15 protein-coding genes and 1 pseudogene are annotated in these 20,847 nt (G+C 38.4%); 4 read left to right on the top strand and 12 right to left on the bottom strand.

Annotated features, from left to right (window positions below):
• The 3 genes from BLR60_RS23985 to BLR60_RS23995 all read left to right on the top strand — a co-directional run.
• Positions 1–2,192 (top strand): MBG domain-containing protein (locus tag BLR60_RS23985; RefSeq protein WP_143009142.1); only part of this gene is annotated, 2,192 nt, incomplete at its 5' end.
• A gap of 4 nt (positions 2,193–2,196) precedes the next feature.
• Positions 2,197–3,066, top strand: a complete 870-nt coding sequence (locus tag BLR60_RS23990) for a PorP/SprF family type IX secretion system membrane protein (RefSeq protein WP_090504983.1) — start codon at positions 2,197–2,199, stop codon at positions 3,064–3,066.
• A gap of 1,063 nt (positions 3,067–4,129) precedes the next feature.
• Positions 4,130–6,682: an ATP-dependent Clp protease ATP-binding subunit gene (locus BLR60_RS23995; RefSeq protein ID WP_090504946.1), complete on the top strand. Its 2,553-nt coding sequence runs from the start codon at positions 4,130–4,132 to the stop codon at positions 6,680–6,682.
• 161 nt (positions 6,683–6,843) lie between these two features.
• Here BLR60_RS23995 and BLR60_RS24000 read toward each other — a convergent pair whose 3' ends face one another.
• The 7 genes from BLR60_RS24000 to BLR60_RS24030 form a co-directional block, all read right to left on the bottom strand.
• Positions 6,844–7,719 carry an ATP-grasp domain-containing protein gene (locus BLR60_RS24000; protein WP_090504949.1) on the bottom strand — a complete coding sequence of 292 codons (876 nt, stop codon included), beginning with the start codon at positions 7,717–7,719 and terminating at the stop codon, positions 6,844–6,846.
• A 141-nt stretch (positions 7,720–7,860) separates the two neighbouring features.
• A complete protein-coding gene (locus BLR60_RS24005) occupies positions 7,861–8,928 on the bottom strand; it encodes a PA0069 family radical SAM protein (protein ID WP_090504952.1) in 1,068 nt (355 codons plus the stop codon).
• Positions 8,929–9,040: 112 nt separating this feature from the next.
• Positions 9,041–10,279, bottom strand: coding sequence for a carboxypeptidase-like regulatory domain-containing protein (locus BLR60_RS24010; protein ID WP_090504955.1), 1,239 nt, complete (start codon positions 10,277–10,279; stop codon positions 9,041–9,043).
• Between the two features lie 638 nt (positions 10,280–10,917).
• A complete protein-coding gene (locus BLR60_RS24015; RefSeq protein WP_090504958.1) occupies positions 10,918–12,159 on the bottom strand; it encodes a carboxypeptidase-like regulatory domain-containing protein in 1,242 nt (413 codons plus the stop codon).
• A 146-nt stretch (positions 12,160–12,305) separates the two neighbouring features.
• Positions 12,306–13,958: a DNA repair protein RecN gene (gene recN, locus BLR60_RS24020; protein ID WP_090504962.1), complete on the bottom strand. Its 1,653-nt coding sequence runs from the start codon at positions 13,956–13,958 to the stop codon at positions 12,306–12,308.
• Positions 13,959–14,057: 99 nt separating this feature from the next.
• The gene (locus tag BLR60_RS24025; RefSeq protein WP_090504965.1) at positions 14,058–14,633 is read right to left on the bottom strand and encodes a hypothetical protein; all 576 of its coding nucleotides are present in this window, start codon (positions 14,631–14,633) and stop codon (positions 14,058–14,060) included.
• Positions 14,630–16,150, bottom strand: a complete 1,521-nt coding sequence (locus BLR60_RS24030; protein ID WP_090504968.1) for a M56 family metallopeptidase — start codon at positions 16,148–16,150, stop codon at positions 14,630–14,632. The genes BLR60_RS24025 and BLR60_RS24030 overlap by 4 nt, the downstream gene beginning before the upstream one ends.
• A 6-nt stretch (positions 16,151–16,156) precedes the next feature.
• On the opposite strand from BLR60_RS24030, the pseudogene BLR60_RS25515 reads away from it, so the two are divergent.
• Positions 16,157–16,213: pseudogene (locus BLR60_RS25515) on the top strand (hypothetical protein); the annotation flags it as partial.
• A 30-nt stretch (positions 16,214–16,243) separates the two neighbouring features.
• Here BLR60_RS25515 and BLR60_RS24035 read toward each other — a convergent pair.
• The 5 genes from BLR60_RS24035 to BLR60_RS24055 form a co-directional block, all read right to left on the bottom strand.
• Entirely contained in the window at positions 16,244–16,615 is a 372-nt protein-coding gene (locus tag BLR60_RS24035; RefSeq protein ID WP_090504971.1) for a BlaI/MecI/CopY family transcriptional regulator, read from the bottom strand.
• Between the two features lie 405 nt (positions 16,616–17,020).
• On the bottom strand, positions 17,021–17,914 hold the full coding sequence (gene porD, locus BLR60_RS24040; protein ID WP_090504974.1) for a type IX secretion system protein PorD: 894 nt from the start codon (positions 17,912–17,914) through the stop codon (positions 17,021–17,023).
• Positions 17,911–19,107 (bottom strand): bifunctional phosphopantothenoylcysteine decarboxylase/phosphopantothenate--cysteine ligase CoaBC, encoded by a 1,197-nt coding sequence (gene coaBC, locus BLR60_RS24045; RefSeq protein ID WP_208600713.1) that lies wholly within the window; start codon positions 19,105–19,107, stop codon positions 17,911–17,913. The genes porD and coaBC overlap by 4 nt, the downstream gene beginning before the upstream one ends.
• Before the next feature lie 77 nt (positions 19,108–19,184).
• A complete protein-coding gene (locus BLR60_RS24050; RefSeq protein ID WP_090504977.1) occupies positions 19,185–19,511 on the bottom strand; it encodes a DNA-directed RNA polymerase subunit omega in 327 nt (108 codons plus the stop codon).
• A gap of 3 nt (positions 19,512–19,514) precedes the next feature.
• The gene (locus tag BLR60_RS24055) at positions 19,515–20,462 is read right to left on the bottom strand and encodes an outer membrane protein assembly factor BamD (RefSeq protein ID WP_090504980.1); all 948 of its coding nucleotides are present in this window, start codon (positions 20,460–20,462) and stop codon (positions 19,515–19,517) included.
• Positions 20,463–20,847: the final 385 nt, after the last annotated feature.

Genomic DNA, 20,847 nt, shown 5'->3' on the forward strand with positions numbered 1-20,847 from the left:
ACCAGGGTACATTGGCCTTGAACAGCAATTATACCGTTACTTATGTTGGTGCAGATTTAACGATCGGTGCAAAAACCATCACGGTAACGGCTGCATCGAAGAGCAAAACCTATGGAGATGCCGATCCTGCCTTGACCTATACCTTTGCTCCGGCACTGGTAACGGGCGACAGTTTCAGCGGAAGCCTGACCAGAACACCAGGTGAAAACGTGGGCACTTATGCGATCAACCAGGGTACATTGGCCTTGAACAGCAATTATACCGTTACTTATGTTGGTGCAGATTTAACGATCGGTGCAAAAACCATCACGGTAACGGCTGCAGCGAAGAGCAAAACCTATGGAGATGCCGATCCTGCCTTGACCTACACCTTTGCTCCGGCACTGGTAACGGGCGACAGTTTCAGCGGAAGCCTGACCAGAACACCAGGTGAAAATGTGGGCACTTATGCGATCAACCAGGGTACATTGGCCTTGAACAGCAATTATACCGTTACTTATATTGGTGCAGATTTAACAATTGGTGCCAAAACCATCACGGTAACGGCTGCTGCGAAGAGCAAAACCTATGGAGATGCCGATCCTGCCTTGACCTATACCTTTGCTCCGGCACTGGTAACCGGCGACAGTTTCAGCGGAAGTTTAACCAGAACACCAGGTGAAAACGTGGGTACTTATGCGATCAACCAGGGCACATTGGCCTTGAACAGCAATTATACCGTTACTTATGTTGGTGCAGATTTGACGATCGGTGCAAAAACCATCACGGTAACGGCTGCTGCGAAGAGCAAAACCTATGGAGATGCCGATCCTGCTTTGACCTATACCTTTGCTCCGGCACTGGTAACGGGCGACAGTTTCAGCGGAAGCCTGACCAGAACACCAGGTGAAAACGTGGGTACTTATGCGATCAACCAGGGTACATTGGCCTTGAACAGCAATTATACCGTTACTTATGTTGGTGCAGATTTAACGATCGGTGCAAAAACCATTACGGTAACGGCTGCAGCGAAGAGCAAAACCTATGGAGATGCCGATCCTGCTTTGACCTATACCTTTGCTCCGGCACTGGTAACGGGCGAGAGTTTCAGCGGAAGCCTGACCAGAACACCAGGTGAAAATGTGGGTACTTATGCGATCAACCAGGGTACATTGGCCTTGAACAGCAATTATACCGTTACTTATGTTGGTGCAGATTTAACCATCGGTGCAAAAACCATCACGGTAACGGCTGCATCGAAGAGCAAAACCTATGGAGATGCCGATCCTGCCTTGACCTATACCTTTGCTCCGGCACTGGTAACGGGCGACAGTTTCAGCGGAAGCCTGACCAGAACACCAGGTGAAAACGTGGGTACTTATGCAATCAACCAGGGTACCCTTGTACTGAATAGCAATTATACAATCGCTTACATCAGCAGTAACTTAACCATTACTAAATCAGTACTGACGGTTACTGCTAATAATGCTGTGATGTGTCAGTCAGACGGGTTCCCAACCTTTGGTGTTACTTATACTGGTTTTAAAGCTGGCGATAATGAAAGTTCTTTAAGTACAAAACCTATTGTAAGCACTACTGCCAACAGAAATGTTGCAGGTAATTATGTACTGGTACCATCTGGTGGTGTATCAAACAATTATAGTTTCGTTTACGTAAATGGCACATTAATAATTAATGCCATTCCATCAGTAAGTATTGTAAGCAATAAAGGAACTGAAGTTAGCAAAGGTGAAACAGCGGTATTAACGGCTAGTGGAGGCACAACTTATAGCTGGTCTACAGCGAGTGGTATCATTAGTGGACAAAATACTGCATCACTCAGTGTTCGTCCGTCGCAAACTACAACTTATACGGTGAGGGTAACGAATGCCAGCGGTTGTGTTAGTTCAGCGTCGATCACCATTAAGGTAAATGAGGATTATAAGTTAGTTGCGAATAATATCTTAACACCAAATGGAGATGGTGTAAATGATACCTGGATTGTTCAGAACATTGATCTGTATCCAAGCAATGAAGTCCGGATTTTCGACCGTAATGGCAGGGAAATGTACAGTAAAAAATCATATGATAATAGCTGGAACGGAACTATCGGAGGAAATGACCTTGCAGAAGGAACTTATTATTACATCATCACTTATGGCCCAAATAAACTGGTTCAAAAAGGATTTATCACGATTATCAGAAACCGTTAAGAAAATGAAAAGGATAAAAACAACATTATTGATACTGGCTGCTCTTATCGGTGTTTCGAAGGTAAATGCGCAGACTAATCCATTATTAAATCAATATTTTAATAACACCTATCTTGCTAATCCGGCCATGGCCGGATTAGCAGAAGGTGCAACAGCAGACCTTGCTTTCCGTTCACAATGGAATAATATTCCTGGTGCTCCTATGGTACAAAACCTAAGTGCTACCTATGGATGGGAAAGAGTAGGGGTAGGACTAAACATGAATCTGGATAAAGCTGGCTTGCAAAGGCAAACGAGAATTTTGGCGAGTTATGCCTATCATCTTCCGCTTAATGGATCTGCAAAATTACATTTTGGTTTATCCGCCGGCTTTATAAACCAGCGGGTAGATATGCAAGATTTGATTGGAAACCCGAATGATCCGCAGGTAGGCGTTTATAATACAGATCATAAAACCTATTTTGATGGTGATTTTGGAGTTGGATTAACCTCACAGCACCTGGTTTTAGATTTTGCATTAGTAAACCTTAAAAATTATTTTAATAGGGATAAATTAAAACTAATCAATACGCCTGCTGTTTATGCGGCAGCTGGGTATAAAATTGATCTTGGAGAAAGCTTGTTTCAACCTAAAGTGGCTTATCGCTCTTTTACGGGAATTGCAGATATTGTGGATATTGGCGGGCAACTCGGAGTTGCTAACCAACAGTTACTATTTACAGCTATGTATCATACCAGTAAGTCTGCAAGTTTTGGTGTTGGGTTACATTATAAGAAAAAATACATGATTAATACAGCATATAATACACAAACTGGTAATTTGAGTGGTTATACTGCAGGAAGTTTTGAGATCAACCTCGGTATTAACTGGTAAATTAATGTCAATTAGAACGAGATACCCAAATGATATCTTTAGGATTAAACAAAATTGCTGTCCATTACCTCAAAGTAGCTAATAAGCAATAAACGACAAAAATGTAAAATGGTCACAGCTCAATACTGTGGCCATTTTACGTTTAATCAAAGCAGGTTTAAAACCGACCGGACAGGTTGCTGAAAGCGAAATCGTTTGTGCTGGAGACTGTTTTAATCCTATGCAAACCTGTCTTAATCTAGTCTTAGCTTCTCGCTAAGACACTATCAAAAACAAACTTTTTGGATAAAATATCGGAACGTCATATTGGGAAACTAGGTCGGTATTAGACAATGCTATCCATACTGGCCATCGTTAATAAACCCGCCAGAGTGGGGTAGCCCATGGTGACGAGCAGCGCAACGGGGAAACGAGCGACGGCGGGACTGTTGCAGCCATGAAAAACAGACCTTTCATTTTCAAATAAAAAAGACTTTGCTATGGAGCGGTATTTTCGAAAGATCCTCATTGCGCTTAGGGTTTGAATGCCTTGATTTATAATCTCCCAAAATATTAATTTGTTAAACCTTTCTCATTTTATTATTAAATCACAATAAACTACAGCGCTAAAAAACAAAAACGACTTAATAGCAGTTAACTTCATAAGGTTATGCTACAGGTGGATTTGAAGTTTGTTGATCGCTATCTGATAAAATTGTTTAATGATGTCATGTTCTTTTTGTTTTTCTGTCAAAACTTGTAAATTGCTTTAGTAAAAAGATACATATTGTCAGTTTCTGATGGCTAAGAAATCCTTACAATAAACCGACAATATACTGTCAGCAATAGGATGTTTTTAATAAATGTCCTTTTAAAACCTTTAGAACACTTATTACGTAGATAAATACAAATAAAATAATATTTATCAGAATAGTAATCTTATATTGTATTTGGGGTTCTCAGGCACTTGCAAGCCTCTTTATCCACTCATATGGCGCAATTGTTGATAAAATAAAGAAAACAGTACGTTCGTTTTTATAAAGTTATTTTATAGTTTAGGGACGTAGCTGTTAAGAAAGGTATTATGGAAGCAAAATTTTCACCACAGGTTAAAGATGTAATCTCTTTTAGTAGGGAGGAAGCGCTCCGCTTGGGGCACGATTACATTGGAACCGAGCATTTATTATTGGGCCTCATCCGCGAAGGCGATGGTATGGCTATAAAAATTTTACGATCGTTAGGAGTTGATACTGGTAAATTGCGCCGCTCAATTGAAGATGCTGTTCGCGGTACTTCGAGTGTTACAGTAAACTTGGGCAATATTCCATTAACTAAACAGGCAGAAAAAGTTTTAAAAATTACTTACTTAGAAGCTAAAATATTTAAGAGCGATTTAATTGGTACCGAACATTTGTTGTTATCGGTTTTGAGAGATGATGATAACATTGCCTCACAGATCTTATTGCAATATGGCGTTACTTATGATGTTTTTAAACAGGAGGTTGAAGTGAATAAAAATGGTTTCAGAGATGATATCTCCAACAGCGCTTCTACAGGAGGCGATGATGACTATCGCGAAGAAGAGAGCTTTAGTACACCTAAAAAAGTTTCGGATATAAAATCTAAGACTCCTGTTCTCGATAATTTCGGTCGCGATTTAACAAAAGCTGCTGAAGAAGGTCGTTTAGATCCAATCGTAGGCCGCGAGAAAGAAATTGAGCGTGTATCGCAGATTTTATCACGTAGAAAAAAGAATAATCCAATCTTAATTGGAGAGCCTGGTGTAGGTAAGTCTGCAATTGCAGAGGGTCTTGCCTTACGTATTGTGCAACGCAAAGTTTCACGTGTGCTTTTTGGTAAACGTGTAGTAACTTTGGATTTGGCATCGCTGGTAGCCGGTACAAAATATCGTGGTCAGTTCGAAGAACGTATGAAAGCCGTGATGAACGAGCTTGAAAAATCTACTGATGTAATCCTGTTCATTGATGAGATTCATACCATTGTAGGTGCTGGTGGCGCATCAGGTTCGCTGGATGCATCCAATATGTTTAAACCTGCTTTGGCAAGGGGCGAAATTCAATGTATCGGGGCTACAACATTAGATGAATACCGCCAATACATTGAGAAAGATGGTGCTTTAGACCGTCGTTTCCAGAAAGTAATGGTTGAGCCAGCTACACCAGATGAAACTGTTGAGATTTTAACCCGTATTAAAGATAAATACGAAGAACACCATGGTGTAACGTATACAGATGAAGCAATCTTAGCCTGTGTTACTTTAACCTCGCGTTATATTTCTGATCGTTTCTTACCAGATAAAGCCATTGATGCTTTAGATGAGGCAGGTTCTCGTGTTCACTTAACCAACATCCATGTTCCTCAGAATATTATTGATATCGAAGCTAAAATTGAGGATATCAAATTAGAGAAAAACAAGGTGGTGCGTAGCCAGAAGTATGAAGAAGCTGCAAAACTACGCGATACAGAGAAAAATTTAATTGAAGAATTAGATAAAGCCAAAGCGGAGTGGGAAGCGGAAACCAAAACCAAACGTTACGAAGTTTCAGAAGATAACGTAGCCGAAGTGGTTTCAATGATGACTGGTATTCCGGTACAGCGAGTTGGACAAACAGACAGCGCTAAGCTGTTGAATATGTACGATAAAGTAGCTGAGAAAATTATTGGTCAGAACGATGCGATCAAAAAACTGACTAAAGCCATCCAACGTACAAGAGCAGGCTTAAAAGATCCTAAAAAGCCGATTGGTTCCTTTATTTTCTTAGGTCCAACCGGGGTAGGTAAAACTGAGTTGGCAAAAGAATTAGCCCGTTTCATGTTTGATAGTGATGACTCTTTGATTCAGATCGACATGAGTGAGTACATGGAGAAATTTGCGGTATCACGTTTAGTAGGAGCGCCTCCGGGATATGTAGGTTATGAAGAAGGTGGACAGTTAACCGAAAAAGTTAGAAGAAAACCTTACGCCGTAATTTTATTAGATGAGATTGAAAAAGCGCATCCAGATGTATTTAACATCTTATTACAGGTGCTGGATGAAGGTCAGTTAACGGATAGTTTGGGTCGTAAAGTTGATTTTAGAAATACAATCATCATCATGACTTCAAACATTGGTGCCCGTCAACTTAAAGATTTTGGTCAAGGCGTTGGTTTCTCTACAACAGCTAAAACAAACCAGGCGGATTCTCACAGTCGTGGTGTAATAGAAAGTGCATTAAAACGTGCTTTTGCCCCTGAATTCTTGAACCGTGTTGATGATGTAGTGGTATTTAATAGCTTAGGTAAAGAAGAAATCTTTAGAATTATCGATATTGAGTTAAAAGCTTTATTCGGTCGTGTTCATACCCTTGGTTATGAAATTGCATTGACTGATAATGCGAAAGAATATATTGCTGATAAAGGTTCTGATAGTAATTTTGGTGCGCGTCCGTTAAAAAGAGCCATTCAGAAATATTTAGAAGACCCGATTGCCGAAGAGATCCTTAAAGGCGAACTGGCCGAAGGTGATGTTTTAGAAATTGATTATGATAAAGCTACAGAGCTGGTTTCGATCAATCACAAAAAAGGCGAAAAGAAAAAAGAAGAGCCAAAACAAGAAGAAGATTCTTCAAGTAAATAATTAAAAAAAACTCCCGATGAAAATCGGGAGTTTTTTTGTTTAAGATCAACATACCGAAGGATCTGCATCTCGGCTGGAGCAGCCCCGAACTTTCGAGAGAGCTATTATAGAATTTCTAAGCTTCGTTTCACTTCGCTCGAAATGACGAAAACGCTTAAATCTTATATCAATTCTCCTAATGCCTTATAATAACGTTCATAATTTTTTGGGTCGGTATTTAAAAACAGGAAGGGTTCTATCAGTTCTAACTCCATTAACAAAAATTCTCCATTAACCAACGTACCATCCACTCGTGCATAAAGGCAATTTTTAGCAAATGAATCCACATATTGCTGTGCTAAAGCAATCAGGTCATTACCAGGTTTCTGCGGATGTACAGAACCACCATGTGCTGGCTGTACCCTGAAATCGCCAGGTTTAGCTCTTTTAACTAGTGAGTGGCTATAAATCCCATTGAAGAAAATGAATGACCATTCGCCATCTTCCAGGATTTCAGGAAGAAATGGTTGAATAATAAAGTCTTCTTCCTGGACAAGTAGGTTTAACTTTTGGTTTATTTCATCAACCTGATCAACCGTTACCTTGAAGGTGTTTTTCGCCCCACCGCTAATACATGGTTTTACAATTAATTCATTGCTGTTAAATTTTTCAAAGAAATCTTCGAGTTTCACATTTTCATTTTTGTGGATAAAGACGCTGGGTATAATTTTTAGACCGGCAGTTTCAATCTCTTTTAAATAACGTTTATCCGAATTCCACTTTACCACATCGATTGGGTTAAGCAGTTTAACTTTTTTCGTTGCTAAAAGATCTAACCAGATATAAAAATCGTCAACAAGATCAAAATAATCCCATGACGATTTTAAAATTGCCAGTGAATAATCTTCCCAGTTAATATTTACATCGTTCCAGATTACTTTTTCAATATCCAGTCCTTTTTGTTTCAGGAAAATTAGTAGTTTGTCATCCTCACTTTCAACTGTGGTACTATCATAAGCCCCTTTATCCAGGTAGGTTACTAATGCAATCTTCTTCATGGTTTTAAAACTAAGTTTTTATCAGGTGGATTACAAATTCATGATACGAAGTGGCCGAATCGTAAATAGTAACAGGCCATATTGAGATGGCCGTGATCATAAACCACGGCCTTGAGCGCAAGGGATTTCTCTCCCTAAATATTAAAACATACTCACCTGGTTGCTCGGAACCTTAAACAAAGTATGGTCTAAAATAATATCTTTCACATTCAAGCCATTTAAACGGCAATGCAGTCTGAAATTGTCCCTGATCATTTGTGAAATATTACCATCTCCACGCATGCGGTCGCCAAACCGGCTATCATTCACATTACCGCCATGGCAACTCTGTATCGAATGCCAAACTTTATCAAAACGGTCTGGAAAATTTTTCTGCAGCCAATCTTCAAATATCTGACCGATTGCACCATTAAGCCGTACCACTGTATAACCTGCTTTAATGGCACCCGCATTGGCTACTGCTTTTAGAATTTTCGGGATTTCATGATCACTTAAACCGGGAACAAGAGGGGCAACCATTACACCTACAGGAATTCCATCTTTACTGAGTTCTTCTACTACCTTTAAGCGTTGCCTGGCCGTTGTAGTACGGGGTTCCATGACCTGTCGTAAATCCTCATTCAAACTATTAATAGAAACATAAACCATACAGAGGTTTAACCTGGCCATCTCTTTCAGAATATCCCGATCGCGAAGGATAAGCGAATTTTTGGTAATCATCCCAATAGGCTGTTTATAGGCCAATGCAATTTCTAGCAACTGCCTGGTTAGCTTAAATTTTCTTTCTGCAGGTTGGTAGCAATCAGTATTGCCTGAGAGGGAAATGGTGGTGGCATCCCAGCCTTTTTTCTCCAGAAACTTTTTAAATAGCGTGGGTGCATCTTTTTTAACGATTATTTTCCGCTCAAATTCTATTCCGGCGCTATAGCCCCAATATTGATGAGAATTGCGGGCATAACAATAGGTACAACCATGTTCGCAACCTTGGTAAGGATTTAGAGAATAGGCCATGCCTACATCCGGACTGTCAACTTTGTTTACGATGGTTTTCGAGTTTTCGAAGATAAAAGATGTTTTACGATCACTTTCCTCCCAGTCATCTATCCCTTCGTCATGCTCCTTTACATAAACATCTTTTAAAAATTTGTTATGTGGATTTACCTGAGCACCCCTTCCTTTAAAATACTGTTTATCTGCTTCGCCAATCATAATTTAAAATTACTAATATTTTTAGCAATTTTAAATATCAATAATGATTACTTTTCAACAATTAATTCTAGGTTCCATCAACCATTTTCTATCTCACATCTTCCACGATTCATCATTGCTTATTCGACAGTGGTATATAATCCATTGGCACCATATCAGCCACTTTCTCATAAGCCCAGTAACCTTCGTAAAGCAATGACCGGGAATCGTAAATGCCACCATTTTCATAAAAACGCACGCTTTCACCAGTTAAATTCGCTACTGAAATTTCATTTTCCGGAACATCCAGCGGCCTGAAAATCCAGAAGCCTGTTTTAGAGTAGGCTAGCGATTCTTTTTCTTTGGTATATTGAATCAAAAGCGCATCGGTGTAGCTCAGATATTTTAAATTCTGGTTATAGTAATGTACTAGGGTATCAGTAAGTACCTCAGCCCTCGAAAATTTATCAATAGTTTTGGGCATTTCCTGTTGTTTCGTCCAAAAGGCAAGTAAGGCGGTATCTACTTTTCCCTTTGTTTGTCTGATGCCTGTTTTTTCCGGTACGGCTTTAATTTTCGCTAAATTGGTATTGATTACATACTGCGGGTAACGGTTTGGGTTGGGGATTTTAATCATTTTATTGATGATAAATCCTTCTTCCTTTGTTTTATTGGCATAAAGTGAACGGAAGAAATGTTGTGAGGATCCATAATAAGCTATTTCTCTTGCGGCAATATATTTTTTCTTTTTAGCGGCAGAAGCCTTCAATTCTTCAAAAAACGGATGTCCGGAGTAATAAATAATATGTGTGCGCGAATTATACTCAAAATGATCGAGCATATATTTAAGACGATAACCCAATGCCTTATTTTCTACGATTAAAAATTCTGTAGTAGATACTGTTAAAGTACTTTTGGTAATATCAAAATCTACATTTAAAACCTGTGGATTTAATATTTTACACTGTGCTGCATTTGGTGTTTTACCAATAAAAAACTCTTTAAACTGGTTAATGTATTTCTGGCGATTAGGATCGGCCCTGATCACGACTTCATCCAACTGGGCAACATTTTCATTTAAAATCAATTCTACCTGAACCGATTTGTCGGAAATGATAACACTTTTAGAGTAGGGGAGGTAACCAACCAGCTGTACAAGCAGATCATAACTGCCAGGCTTAAGGTTTGAAAGTTTAAACTTTCCGTCATTATCGGCAACTGTCGCAATTTTATACCCGCTTAGGTAAATACTCGCACCAGGCAATCCATCTTTTTTATCCCTAACCACACCACTGATCGAGAAAGTGTTTTGAGCAATGGCATTAGTACCCAACATGATCAGCATAAAGGCTACTAAAAGGCTTTTAATCATGGAGACGAATGTAACCAAAAGGCGTAATATTTATTAAAAACGAAAAAGAATTTTAACAAATTTAACATTTGATGGTGATCGTTAATAGGTGTTGTCAATCCTGAAGAGTAATTTATGGTATAAAAATCAATAGGAGTGACGAAATAACGTCATAGTAGTGCAGAGAAGGATCTTTAAAAGATAATTTGTTAAATAAGCCTGATTACACAAGAGTCGTTTTTTATTTGAAAACGAAAGTTCTGTTTTCCATGGCTATAGAAGCCCCGCCATCGCTTGTAGTCCTCGTTACGCTGCGCTTCTCTGTGGGCTACACGCTCTGTCAGGTTTATTTAACAGCGGTAGGTGCTGCATAGTTCAAAAACCCTAAATAGTATTACTGGGCCTTGCCAGCTAAACCCGACCGCAGTGAAAAACCCACAGCCCGAAGCATGAGGGCGAGGATTTGTAACAAAGGGCGGGACTGCTGAAACCAAGGAACAGCTGTATTTGCTTTCCTAAAAAAGGAAAATCTTATTTTGATTCTACTCTGGTTGTAGGGTTTCGTAATGATATTCCACATTTAAACCAATAAGCGTTTTTTTTATTAACGTCTTAGCGCGACGCTAAGACCAGATACCCAAATACTGTATTTAATTTTCCTACTTTTTAAGCTCAACATCTGCAGGTGGTAAATAATCCATCGGCACACTATCTGCGATTTTTTCCCAGCCCCAATAGCCGGCATAAAGCATAGCTCGTGGATTATAAATCCCGCCGTTCTCATAAAAATATACTGGTGCTACTTGTAGCGTAATAGTTGATATTTGATAATCGGGCATATCTAAAGGCCTGCTGATGGATAAACCTATCCGGTTGGCAAATAATGGATCCTCCTTTTCTTTAGTGTAAATAATGTATAGTTTATCGCTAAAATTTATGCTTTTGATATTCTGATTGTGAGTATGAACCAAGGTATCTTGTGCAACAGGACTGCGATTTAAAATGGAAATGCCATCGGGGAGGTTTTTCTTTCTGATCCAGTAACTGAGTGAATCTCCATGATTAAGATTTATCGTTTTTCGTAATAAGCCTTCCTGCACTTTTGTTAACCGTTTAATATTTGCTCTTATGGCACTGTCAGACGGTTTATCGCGATTTGGCTGGGTAATTAATTTATTAATGATAAAGCCTTCTTCAGTTGCCTTACCATTATAGAGGGATGTAAAAAAATGCTGTGGCGAACCCAGGTAGGCAGTTAAACGTTTCTTTGCCCAGATCTTTTTTTTCCGGATCGATCCTTTTAAATCTTCATAATAAGGGAAGCCTTCATAATAGATGATTTTTGTTCTGCTACTGTACTCAAAATTATTGACCAGGTATTTTATCCGGTATCCCAGTGCCTGATTTTCGATAATTAAAAATTGATTTGTTTTTACCGTAAGCTTTGACTCCTCATTGTCGTAATCAATCAGTAACACATTCGGATTAATCATTTTACACTGTTCAGCATTTGGTGTTGTACCAATAAAAAAATCGCTGAACATAGCCAGGTAATTGGCTCTGTTCGGATCTGGCTTAATGGTGACTTCGTTTAGTTGGGTAACACTTTCTTCTAAAACCAGATCGATTTTTATAGACTTATCAGAAATAATAATGTTTTTATTTAGTGCCTTATAGCCGATAAGCTGTACTAAAATATCATAATTACCAGGTTTAAGCTGCAGTGCATAATCGCCTTTGTTGTTCGAAACGGTTGCAATTTTATAACCGCTTATATATACACCTGCACCGGGTAAAGCTTCTCCGTGTTTATCTTTAACTGTACCAGAAAGCACGTAATTTTGTTGTGCCAAACAAATATTACCAATAAATAGCAAGAATAAGGTTAATAAGGATTTCATAACCTAAATATAAACTAAATTATTAGTTTATTGCGCATGCAAAAGAATTATTACAATCACCGTGGTCTGTGAGGGCACAGACCACTATTGCAATAAGAATAGAAATGATCTGTCGGAACACAGACCATGGAGCGAGAAAATAATCCTTAACCTAACAACTCCTTCGCATTTTCTATTGCTGATGCGCCAGGATTTTTACCGCTCAACATTTCGGCAATTACACCAATACGTTCTTCCTGTTTAAGTTTACGGATCCCGGTTGTGGTTTTTCCATGGTCTTCATGTTTATGAACAAAATAGTGAGATATGCCTTTAGCTGCAATTTGCGGTAGGTGCGTAATCGAAATTACCTGCATGTTCTGTCCTAAATCTGCAATGACTTCTCCAACTTTTAGTGCGGTTTCACCAGAAATCCCGGTATCGATCTCATCAAAAATAATGGTCGGTAAGGAGGTATGTTTAGCCAATAATGCTTTTATAGCCAACATTAACCTCGATAATTCACCACCAGAGGCTACTTTATTTACAGGTGCTGGTGCCTGACCGGCATTGGCAGTAAAGAGAAGATTTATTTCATCCAAACCATCTTTATTCAGTTCACTCAATACTTTTTGATGTAAAACCAACTTGGCATTTAGCATCCCTACTTTTTTTAAGGTAACACTGGTTTGTTCTTCTACCACTTTAATGGCTTTTTTACGATTGGCACTTAATTGATCGGCCTGTTTATGTAAAGCTTTTTGAAGTTGATCTATTTCTTGCTGTAGATTTTCGATATGTTCATCAGAAGATAACAGTTTGTTCAGATTTTCTTCCAATTGTTTTTGAAGTGCAAGTAACTCCGAATTATCTGTAACCCGATGTTTTTGCTGAAGCGAATAAAAAAGATCCAGTCTTTGGTTAACCAGTTCTAAACGATCTGCACTGTGAACCGTGTTTTCTTCAATGCCAGAAACCTCGTCGGTAATATCTTTTATTTCAATAATTGAGGAGCGTAAACGTTCGTACAATACATTAATTGCAGGATCGAACTTTTCTATGCTCTGCAACTGTAATGATGCTTCTTTTAAAATCTGAAGGGCAGATGGTTCACTTTCGTTAATTAATCCCGAAGTGGTGATTAATGCTCTTTTTATCGTTTCCGCATGCGTTAGTCGTTCTAACTCCTGCTCTAAATCCTCCTGCTCGCCATCCTGTAGTTTTGCCTGTTCCAGCTCGTTAAACAAAAACTGTTCGTAATCCTGTTTATTTCTGGCTTCATCGGCTTCAGCTACCAGTTTCTTTAATAGGGCAGTATCGTGTTTAAGCTTTTTAAATCCGCGACGGTAGTCGGTCAGCAATGATTTATGGTTTGCCAAAGCATCTACAATCAAGAGTTGAAAATCTGAATCGTTAATCTCTTGTGTAGCATGTTGTGAGTGAATATCGATCAGTTTTTCGCCAATTTGTTTTAGGATAGATAAATTGACTGGTGTATCATTAATGAACGACCTGGTTTTACCGTCTATTGATATTTCTCTTCTTAAGATGCTTTCTTTTGAAAAATCGAGATCATTTTCTTCAAAAAGTCCTTTCAGATTTTCATCTGCCAATGTAAAATTACCTTCGATAACACATTTTTTGTCCTGGTTAAAAAAGTATTTGCTTTCTGCCCGCTGACCTAAAATGAGCGATAATGCGCCAAGTATGATTGATTTACCAGCACCAGTTTCACCTGTTATAATATTCAAGCCTTTATCGAATTCGATATCCAGACTGTCGATTAATGCGTAATTACGTATAGAAAGTTTTTGTAGCATGCTAAGCAAAAATATTAAAATTTATTCAACAGGAGTCTACAAAACAAAAACAGCGAAGAATAATCTTCGCCGTTCATGATCTGTTTGGTTGATGTGTTTTTATTTTATAGAAATGTTAATGGCATTATCATTGGCAATTTTTAAGTTGGATGTCTGAAGATAAGTTTTTATGGCCAGTTGATCGGCATTTGTAAAATCTGATTTTTTATAGGTTACTACAGCATTTAAAGTGTTGAGGGCTTTATCGGCATCTGTAAAATCTTGTTTCCGATATAGTATAACTGCCGGATTTATTGTTGAGCTTTTGTTGCCACCTTCAACTTTTTCTTTTTTCTCTTTCTGCTCTATTTTCTCTTTTAGTTCTTTTACCTCGTTGTCAAATTTTTCCTTTAGTTTTTTATACTCTTCCGTTTGTTTAACCTTACTGTTCGGTTCATCATTATATTTTAAAAAGATACCATCTGAAAGCTGATAACCTTTTCCTGATTTTAAGGTCTTCACTTTAAGATTTTCTATTTGAGCTCTAAATTCTGGAGTATTTATCGAAGCAGCCATATCTTCACCTATTTTTTTCCATTGGGCTTGCGCTTCTGGCGATGAGAATTGTTTATTCATATCTTCGCCAAATTTTTTCCACTTGGCCTGCGCTTCTGGCGATGAGAATTGTTTATTCATATCTTCGCCAAATTTTTTCCACTTGGCCTGCGCTTCTGGCGAACTGTATTGTTTGGCCAAATCTTCGCCAAATTTTTCCACTTAGCCTGCGCTTCTGGCGAACTGTATTGTTTGGCCACATCTTCGCCAAACTTTTTCCACTTGGCCTGTGCTTCTGGCGAACTGTATTGTTTGGCCACATCTTCGCCAAACTTTTTCCATTTGGCCTGTGCCTCGGGTGAATTAAATTCTTTATTTATTTTAGCGATTAACAGCGAATCGTTAAATTTAAAATTACTATCGGCATGCAATCTATAGATGTTTTTTCCGGCAAAAAGTTCATCTTTGTAAAAATCTTTTCTTAGGCTATCTGGCATTTCCTTTACCGAGTTGTATTCGGTTTTTTTACCATTGCCGTCAATGGTTACAATTTTAATCTTACGTTTTTTAGTGGTATCAGTATAAACAACAGTTTTCACATCGTTGTGGTTAATCACACTTAACACTTCAATTTTTGGCGTTTTTTTCGTTTCTTTTTTATTTTCTGCAGGGTTGATCCAGGCAATAGAAAACAGACAGGCTACTCCTAAAGTTAAGGCTGCCATTTGTTGTTTGGCGTTTAAATAATTTGTTTTCATGTTGGTTATTCTTTTTATGCGTTGATACAGATTCTGGGTTTTGCCTGTTGCTGCCAGTGCATAAGCCGGACTGTTTTTGTCTTTTAATAGTTCGAGTTTAAGTAGGGCATGGGCATAATTCAATGGTTTTCCTGTAATTTTTAATACCAGATCATCGCAGGCATGTTCGCGCTCAATGTGTATAAACCTACCCGCCATCCATACAAATGGGTTATAAAATAATATGGTTTCTATAGCCGTTTTAATGAGGTTCAGTAAGAAATCATTTCTTCTGATGTGTGATAATTCATGAATCAATATCGCCTCTACCTGATCGTTGTCTAATTGGTTTACCAGGGCCAGTGGAAATAATACCACAGGTTTTAAATAACCGATAACCAAAGGCACATTAACAATAGCAGACAGGTGAAACTGAGTAACTTTGTTGATTTTAAGTTGGGTAGTTACTTGTTCGAAAATAATTTTCCAGCTATCCGGAATAGCACTTAAGCTTTGTTTCTTTAATTTGGAGAGCTGACCATAACCTTTAACAATAACGAATAACTGCAGCACGATACCAATAGCATAAAATATGACTACCAGCGGAAAATACTGTTCTGCCCTGCTGCTAAAACTTGGAGGCAGGTTATTGAAATATTGGTAAACCTGCACATTTTGAGCGTTAATTGGCAGTGACTGTGCATTTGCATTTAATGTTAATTGATGAATGAAATTGTAGCCAAAGCCAATAAACATTAAAATGATGGCACCAAAAGCAAGATTGTGCTTGTATTTTGCTGCCATTTTCGGAATGCCGAGCAAAACAATAAATAGGATGCCATAAATGATGGCACTTTGCCAAAGTGAGTTTACAATACTCCAGCCAAATGCTTTGATGAACTGTTGTAATAAAGTTTCCATAATGGTGGTTTTAATTTTTTATACGGAGATCATCCGAAAATTTATTATTTATCAGGGATCTAAACCCTGCACCTTTCAACCTCAACAATAGCCTCATTTTAGGCTATCTAAATATTTTTTTATTTCGTCAATTTCTGCTGCACTCGCACTGTGGTTACCTAAAGCCTGCATCACCAACCTTGCTGCCGATCCGTTGAATACATTATCGATCATTTTGTTTACCAATTGTTTTTCAGTTTTATCCTGGCTAACAAGTGCTTTATAAATATGCGTTTTTTGGGTAGTATCTCTTTCTACCATTCCTTTCTCATGCAAAATCTGCATCAGTTTTAAAGTGGTGGTATAACCGGAATCTTTTTTATTCAATGCTTCATGAACTTCTCTTACCGTTGCATTCCCCTTTTGCCAAAGCACCTGGAGGATTTCCATTTCACCTTCTGTTGGTTTGATGTTCTGATTATTCATATGTTACAAGTTGTACGAATTATTTCGTATTCAAATGTACGAAGATATTCGTAATATCAAAATCTTTTAATAAATTTAATGGTTAACTGTTCAAACTGGTTAATCGGTTAACTGTTTCATACGAAATGTCTGATAGGAAGTTACCTTATTATTAGGTGTTAAAAAAGAACCTGCCTATGAAAAATGGACTCAGGTTATCTAAATCTGATTAATGTGGGTACATGCCCCGTGTGTAAGGCCGAATGTTATTAATTTAAGCGTTGTCAGTCTGAATATAGTCGAAGACTCCGGGGCTTGAGAAATTGTGATATTCTAAAATGGTATGTTTAATTGGTTACCATTGTACTGATTGACTATGCTATTAAAATTAACTGATTTAAAGAATTAACCACTTCACCAACGCTATTAATTCTTCTTCAGTCCTTCATACTTACCAATATTCGCCGGATCGATTTCTGCCAACATATTGTAGGCTTTCATGCGTTCTTGTCCGTTGAGTTTTGAAAGTACATTGGTTACCTCTTCGGCTTTTGCAGCAAAGTAGACATTAGGGAAAATAGAACCGAGTTTTTGCTTATCCATTTGTTGTAATGCAGGCAAGGCTGCAACAATCTGCATTAAGCCTTTATCATTATCCGTTAGCTGATCCAGTCCGCTTAAATGATAACTGTAAATGAAATTGCGGAGCTCGGCAAAAATGGGGTTTAAAACATTTTCATTAAACCAAAAACGGTTACGTAAGCCATCAGCTGCTCTCCAGCCCGTATTACCCGAGGCTTGTGCCAGGTTAATAATATTCTGTGCTTTTTTATAAAAAGGAGTTCCGGCCATTTTGCTAAAACTATCTTTATCCATCCCGATGATGGTATAGGCATAGTAGGTGAGGAGGGCACTGATATTGGAAATGTAATTTTGATCAGAGAAGTCGATTGTAGCCCCATCATTGAAACTAAAATCGAAATTCTTATCGCTCATATTTAACAAAGTGCTATTGTAAGAACTGTTAAAAACCGGTCGACTGCTTTGAATTTGTGCTTCGGCCATGTAGCCAGAGCCACCATCCCATGAGTTAATGGTGATGACGAAACTACAATCTATCCGTTCCTGCGGTTTATAACTTTCATTGCTGAATTTGTTATTGTTCAAAAAATCGCGGATTGTTTTTTGCAAAGCATCTAAGGTTGGTTTGCTAATGTTCGAAACCTGGGGAGCCAGTAAAGTTACCCTTGCATTTAGCTCCTGCGCGTGTAGCTTTCCAAAACCAAGCAATAGCAATATCAAAACAATCTTTTTTATCATTTCGCAATTTTTAAAATGGCAGTACAAATATCTTTGGCAACATCTGTTTTCGATTTCATTTCAAATACAGTTCGTTCTAAAGCTTTGTTAAAAATAGTAATTTTATTAGTATCTGATTTAAAACCTGCACCCTTATCATTTAATGAATTTAGCACCACCAGGTCTAGATTTTTCTTCTCCAGTTTGCCTTTGGCATAATTCTCTTCATCATTGGTTTCTAAAGCAAAACCCACCAAAATCTGGTGCTGTTTTTTTGCTGTACCTAAAAAAGCCAGTATATCAGTCGTTTTTTCCAACTCCAGAAACAATTCGCTATCCTGTTTTTTAATTTTTTGGGTGGCAACCTGTTTGGGACGATAATCGGCCACAGCTGCGCACATTATGGTAATATCAGTTTCTGCAAATGCAGCAGTACAGGCATCGAACATTTCCTTCGCACTCACTACATCAATTCTTTTTAAACTTTGATTTGCTTTCTGTGCAGTTGGTCCGGCAATTAAAGTTACGTCTGCACCCAGTTTGGCCATCTCATCAGCCAGGGCAAAACCCATTTTACCTGATGAATGATTGCCGATAAAACGTACCGGATCAATAGCCTCGTAAGTAGGACCAGCCGTAACCATTACTTTTTTGCCAAATAGGGGCAACAATTTTTTAATAGCATTACTTAGGAAGGAAACAATTTCTTCCGGTTCAGCCATCCGGCCTTCTCCCCAGAGCCCACTGGCCAGTTCGCCATTTGCAGGAGCAATAACGGTATTCCCAAAACTGATTATACGTTCAATATTATTTTGGGTTGTTTCGTGTTTCCACATATCTAGATCCATAGCCGGGGCTACATAAACCGGACATTTGGCAGAAAGATAAACAGCGGTTAATAAATTATCGCAGATTCCCGTTGCCAGTTTGGCCAGGGTATTCGCACTGATTGGTGCAATGATGATAAAATCAGCCCATAAGCCCAGTTCAACATGATTGCTCCATACGCCTGTTTCCTCTTCGAAATATTGCGTGTAAACCGGATTTTTAGAAAGCGTAGCAAGGGTAAGTGGTGTAATGAAATTAGCACCATCAGGGGTAAGAATAACCTTTACGTTTGCGCCAGCTTTTACGAGCAGCCGAACCAAAAATGCCGACTTATAAGCCGCGATGCTACCGCAAACGCCAAGGATTATATTTTTATTTTTTAGCATAATGCGCAGAGTACATAAGGCATGGAGCATAGAGCGTAGTGCTAAACGCTTTGCCCTAAACGCTATGCGCTATGCAGTTACTTTTGTTCTTTAGCAGGATTTCTGTGATAAACTTTCTCGTTCAAAAATTCATCAATAGCAACCAAAACAGGCTTGGGCATACGTTCGTAATGCTTGCTGATTTCAATCTGCTCACGGTTTTCGAAAATTTCTTCCAAATTATCGTTGCTAGAAGCAAATTCTGCCAATTTACCGTGTAACTCTTCTTTAACGTTGTTCGAAATCTGATTTGCTCTTTTAGCAATTACCACTAATGATTCGTATAGGTTATCAGTAGTTTTATCTAAATCGTGTACGTTTCTGGTTACTGTAGTATTTGGTACAGCAGGTTTGTTAGTATTCATCTATTACTTGTTTTTAATATTCGTATTATCTGCGTTAGTTGGTTTTTGAGAAACGGTATCTTTCAATTTACCGGTTCTGATCAACATCTGCTTGTATTTTTCCTGATCGGCAGCATATAATGCCAGTTCCTGTTTAGTAGCCACAATTCCTGCCTCAACATTACCTTTAAGTGCCTTTGCATCTTTTGTAAATTTACTGTCAGGGTGGTTTTCAGTAAATTCAGTATACAATTCAAGCGCTTCATTATAACGGTCTTCCTGGCGCATGATGTAACTGTTTTTTGCGTATAAATATTGCGCCCTAATCATCAAGAAATCCATTTCCTCAGCATATTTAATATCTGGGTAGTCTCTTTGCGCATTTCTTAAAGCAATAACAGCTGCTCTGTAGTTATCTACATTACTTGGTCCTGTAGTTAAATACATTTTAGCATTTTCAAAGGCTTTATCCTCTAACTTACCCCTTAAGGTAGCAATATATTTGCCGGCAGCTGCAGCACGGTCGCTGGTAGGGTATAAGTTGATGAATAATTGTAATGCATCAATAGCTTTGTAGGTATTTTCCTGGTCTAAAGAGAAACTTGGCGATTCTAAATAATAGCAATAGGCTGACATGTATCTCGCTTCCTCTGCATTTTTACTTGCCGGATAGGTATCTGCAAAACTTTTAAACTGGTATCTCGCAGTGGTGTAATCACTTAATCTATATAGGGTATAAGCATAATAATAGTTCAGATCCTCAGCTTCTGCACGGCCACGATATTTTTGAGAAAGGTCCTCAAAAAGCACCAATGCCTTACTGTAATCGCGTTTATTATACAAACGAAGTGCCTCCTGGTATTTTTTTGCGACATCATTACTCGCTCTCAATTTCTCGAAACGACTTTTACAACCCGCAATACCCAAAGCGGCAATAAATAATAAAATAATTAAGTGTTTAACTTTAAACATTCTGCAAAGATAATTAATAATACGATAACATCAATAAAAACAATTGGCCGCTAAGCTATGGAAAGCAATTCAGTACAAATATACAGTTAACAATTTTTAACATATATAGGTGATCGCGCTTATATACTATATAGTATAGGTTAGTTTTTTCAGTAAAGCAGGTTCAGTGCTACTATATATGTGTGTTCCCGCTATTCGCTCCAAATCCTCGGCTCGTTCCGCCTCCGGGTTTTCCGCTGCTATCAGGTTTAGATGGCGCGGGCGGTGTAAGGCACGCTGTGATGGCGCCTAAAATATAAAAGAGCTTTAAAAACTTAATCTCCTTAATCCCTCAATGGTGGAAAAACGCTCTGCCCCAAGCCGGATCGCCGTGTTAAACAAGTAT

The organism is Pedobacter terrae, assembly GCF_900100705.1.
GTDB lineage: Bacteria > Bacteroidota > Bacteroidia > Sphingobacteriales > Sphingobacteriaceae > Pedobacter > Pedobacter terrae.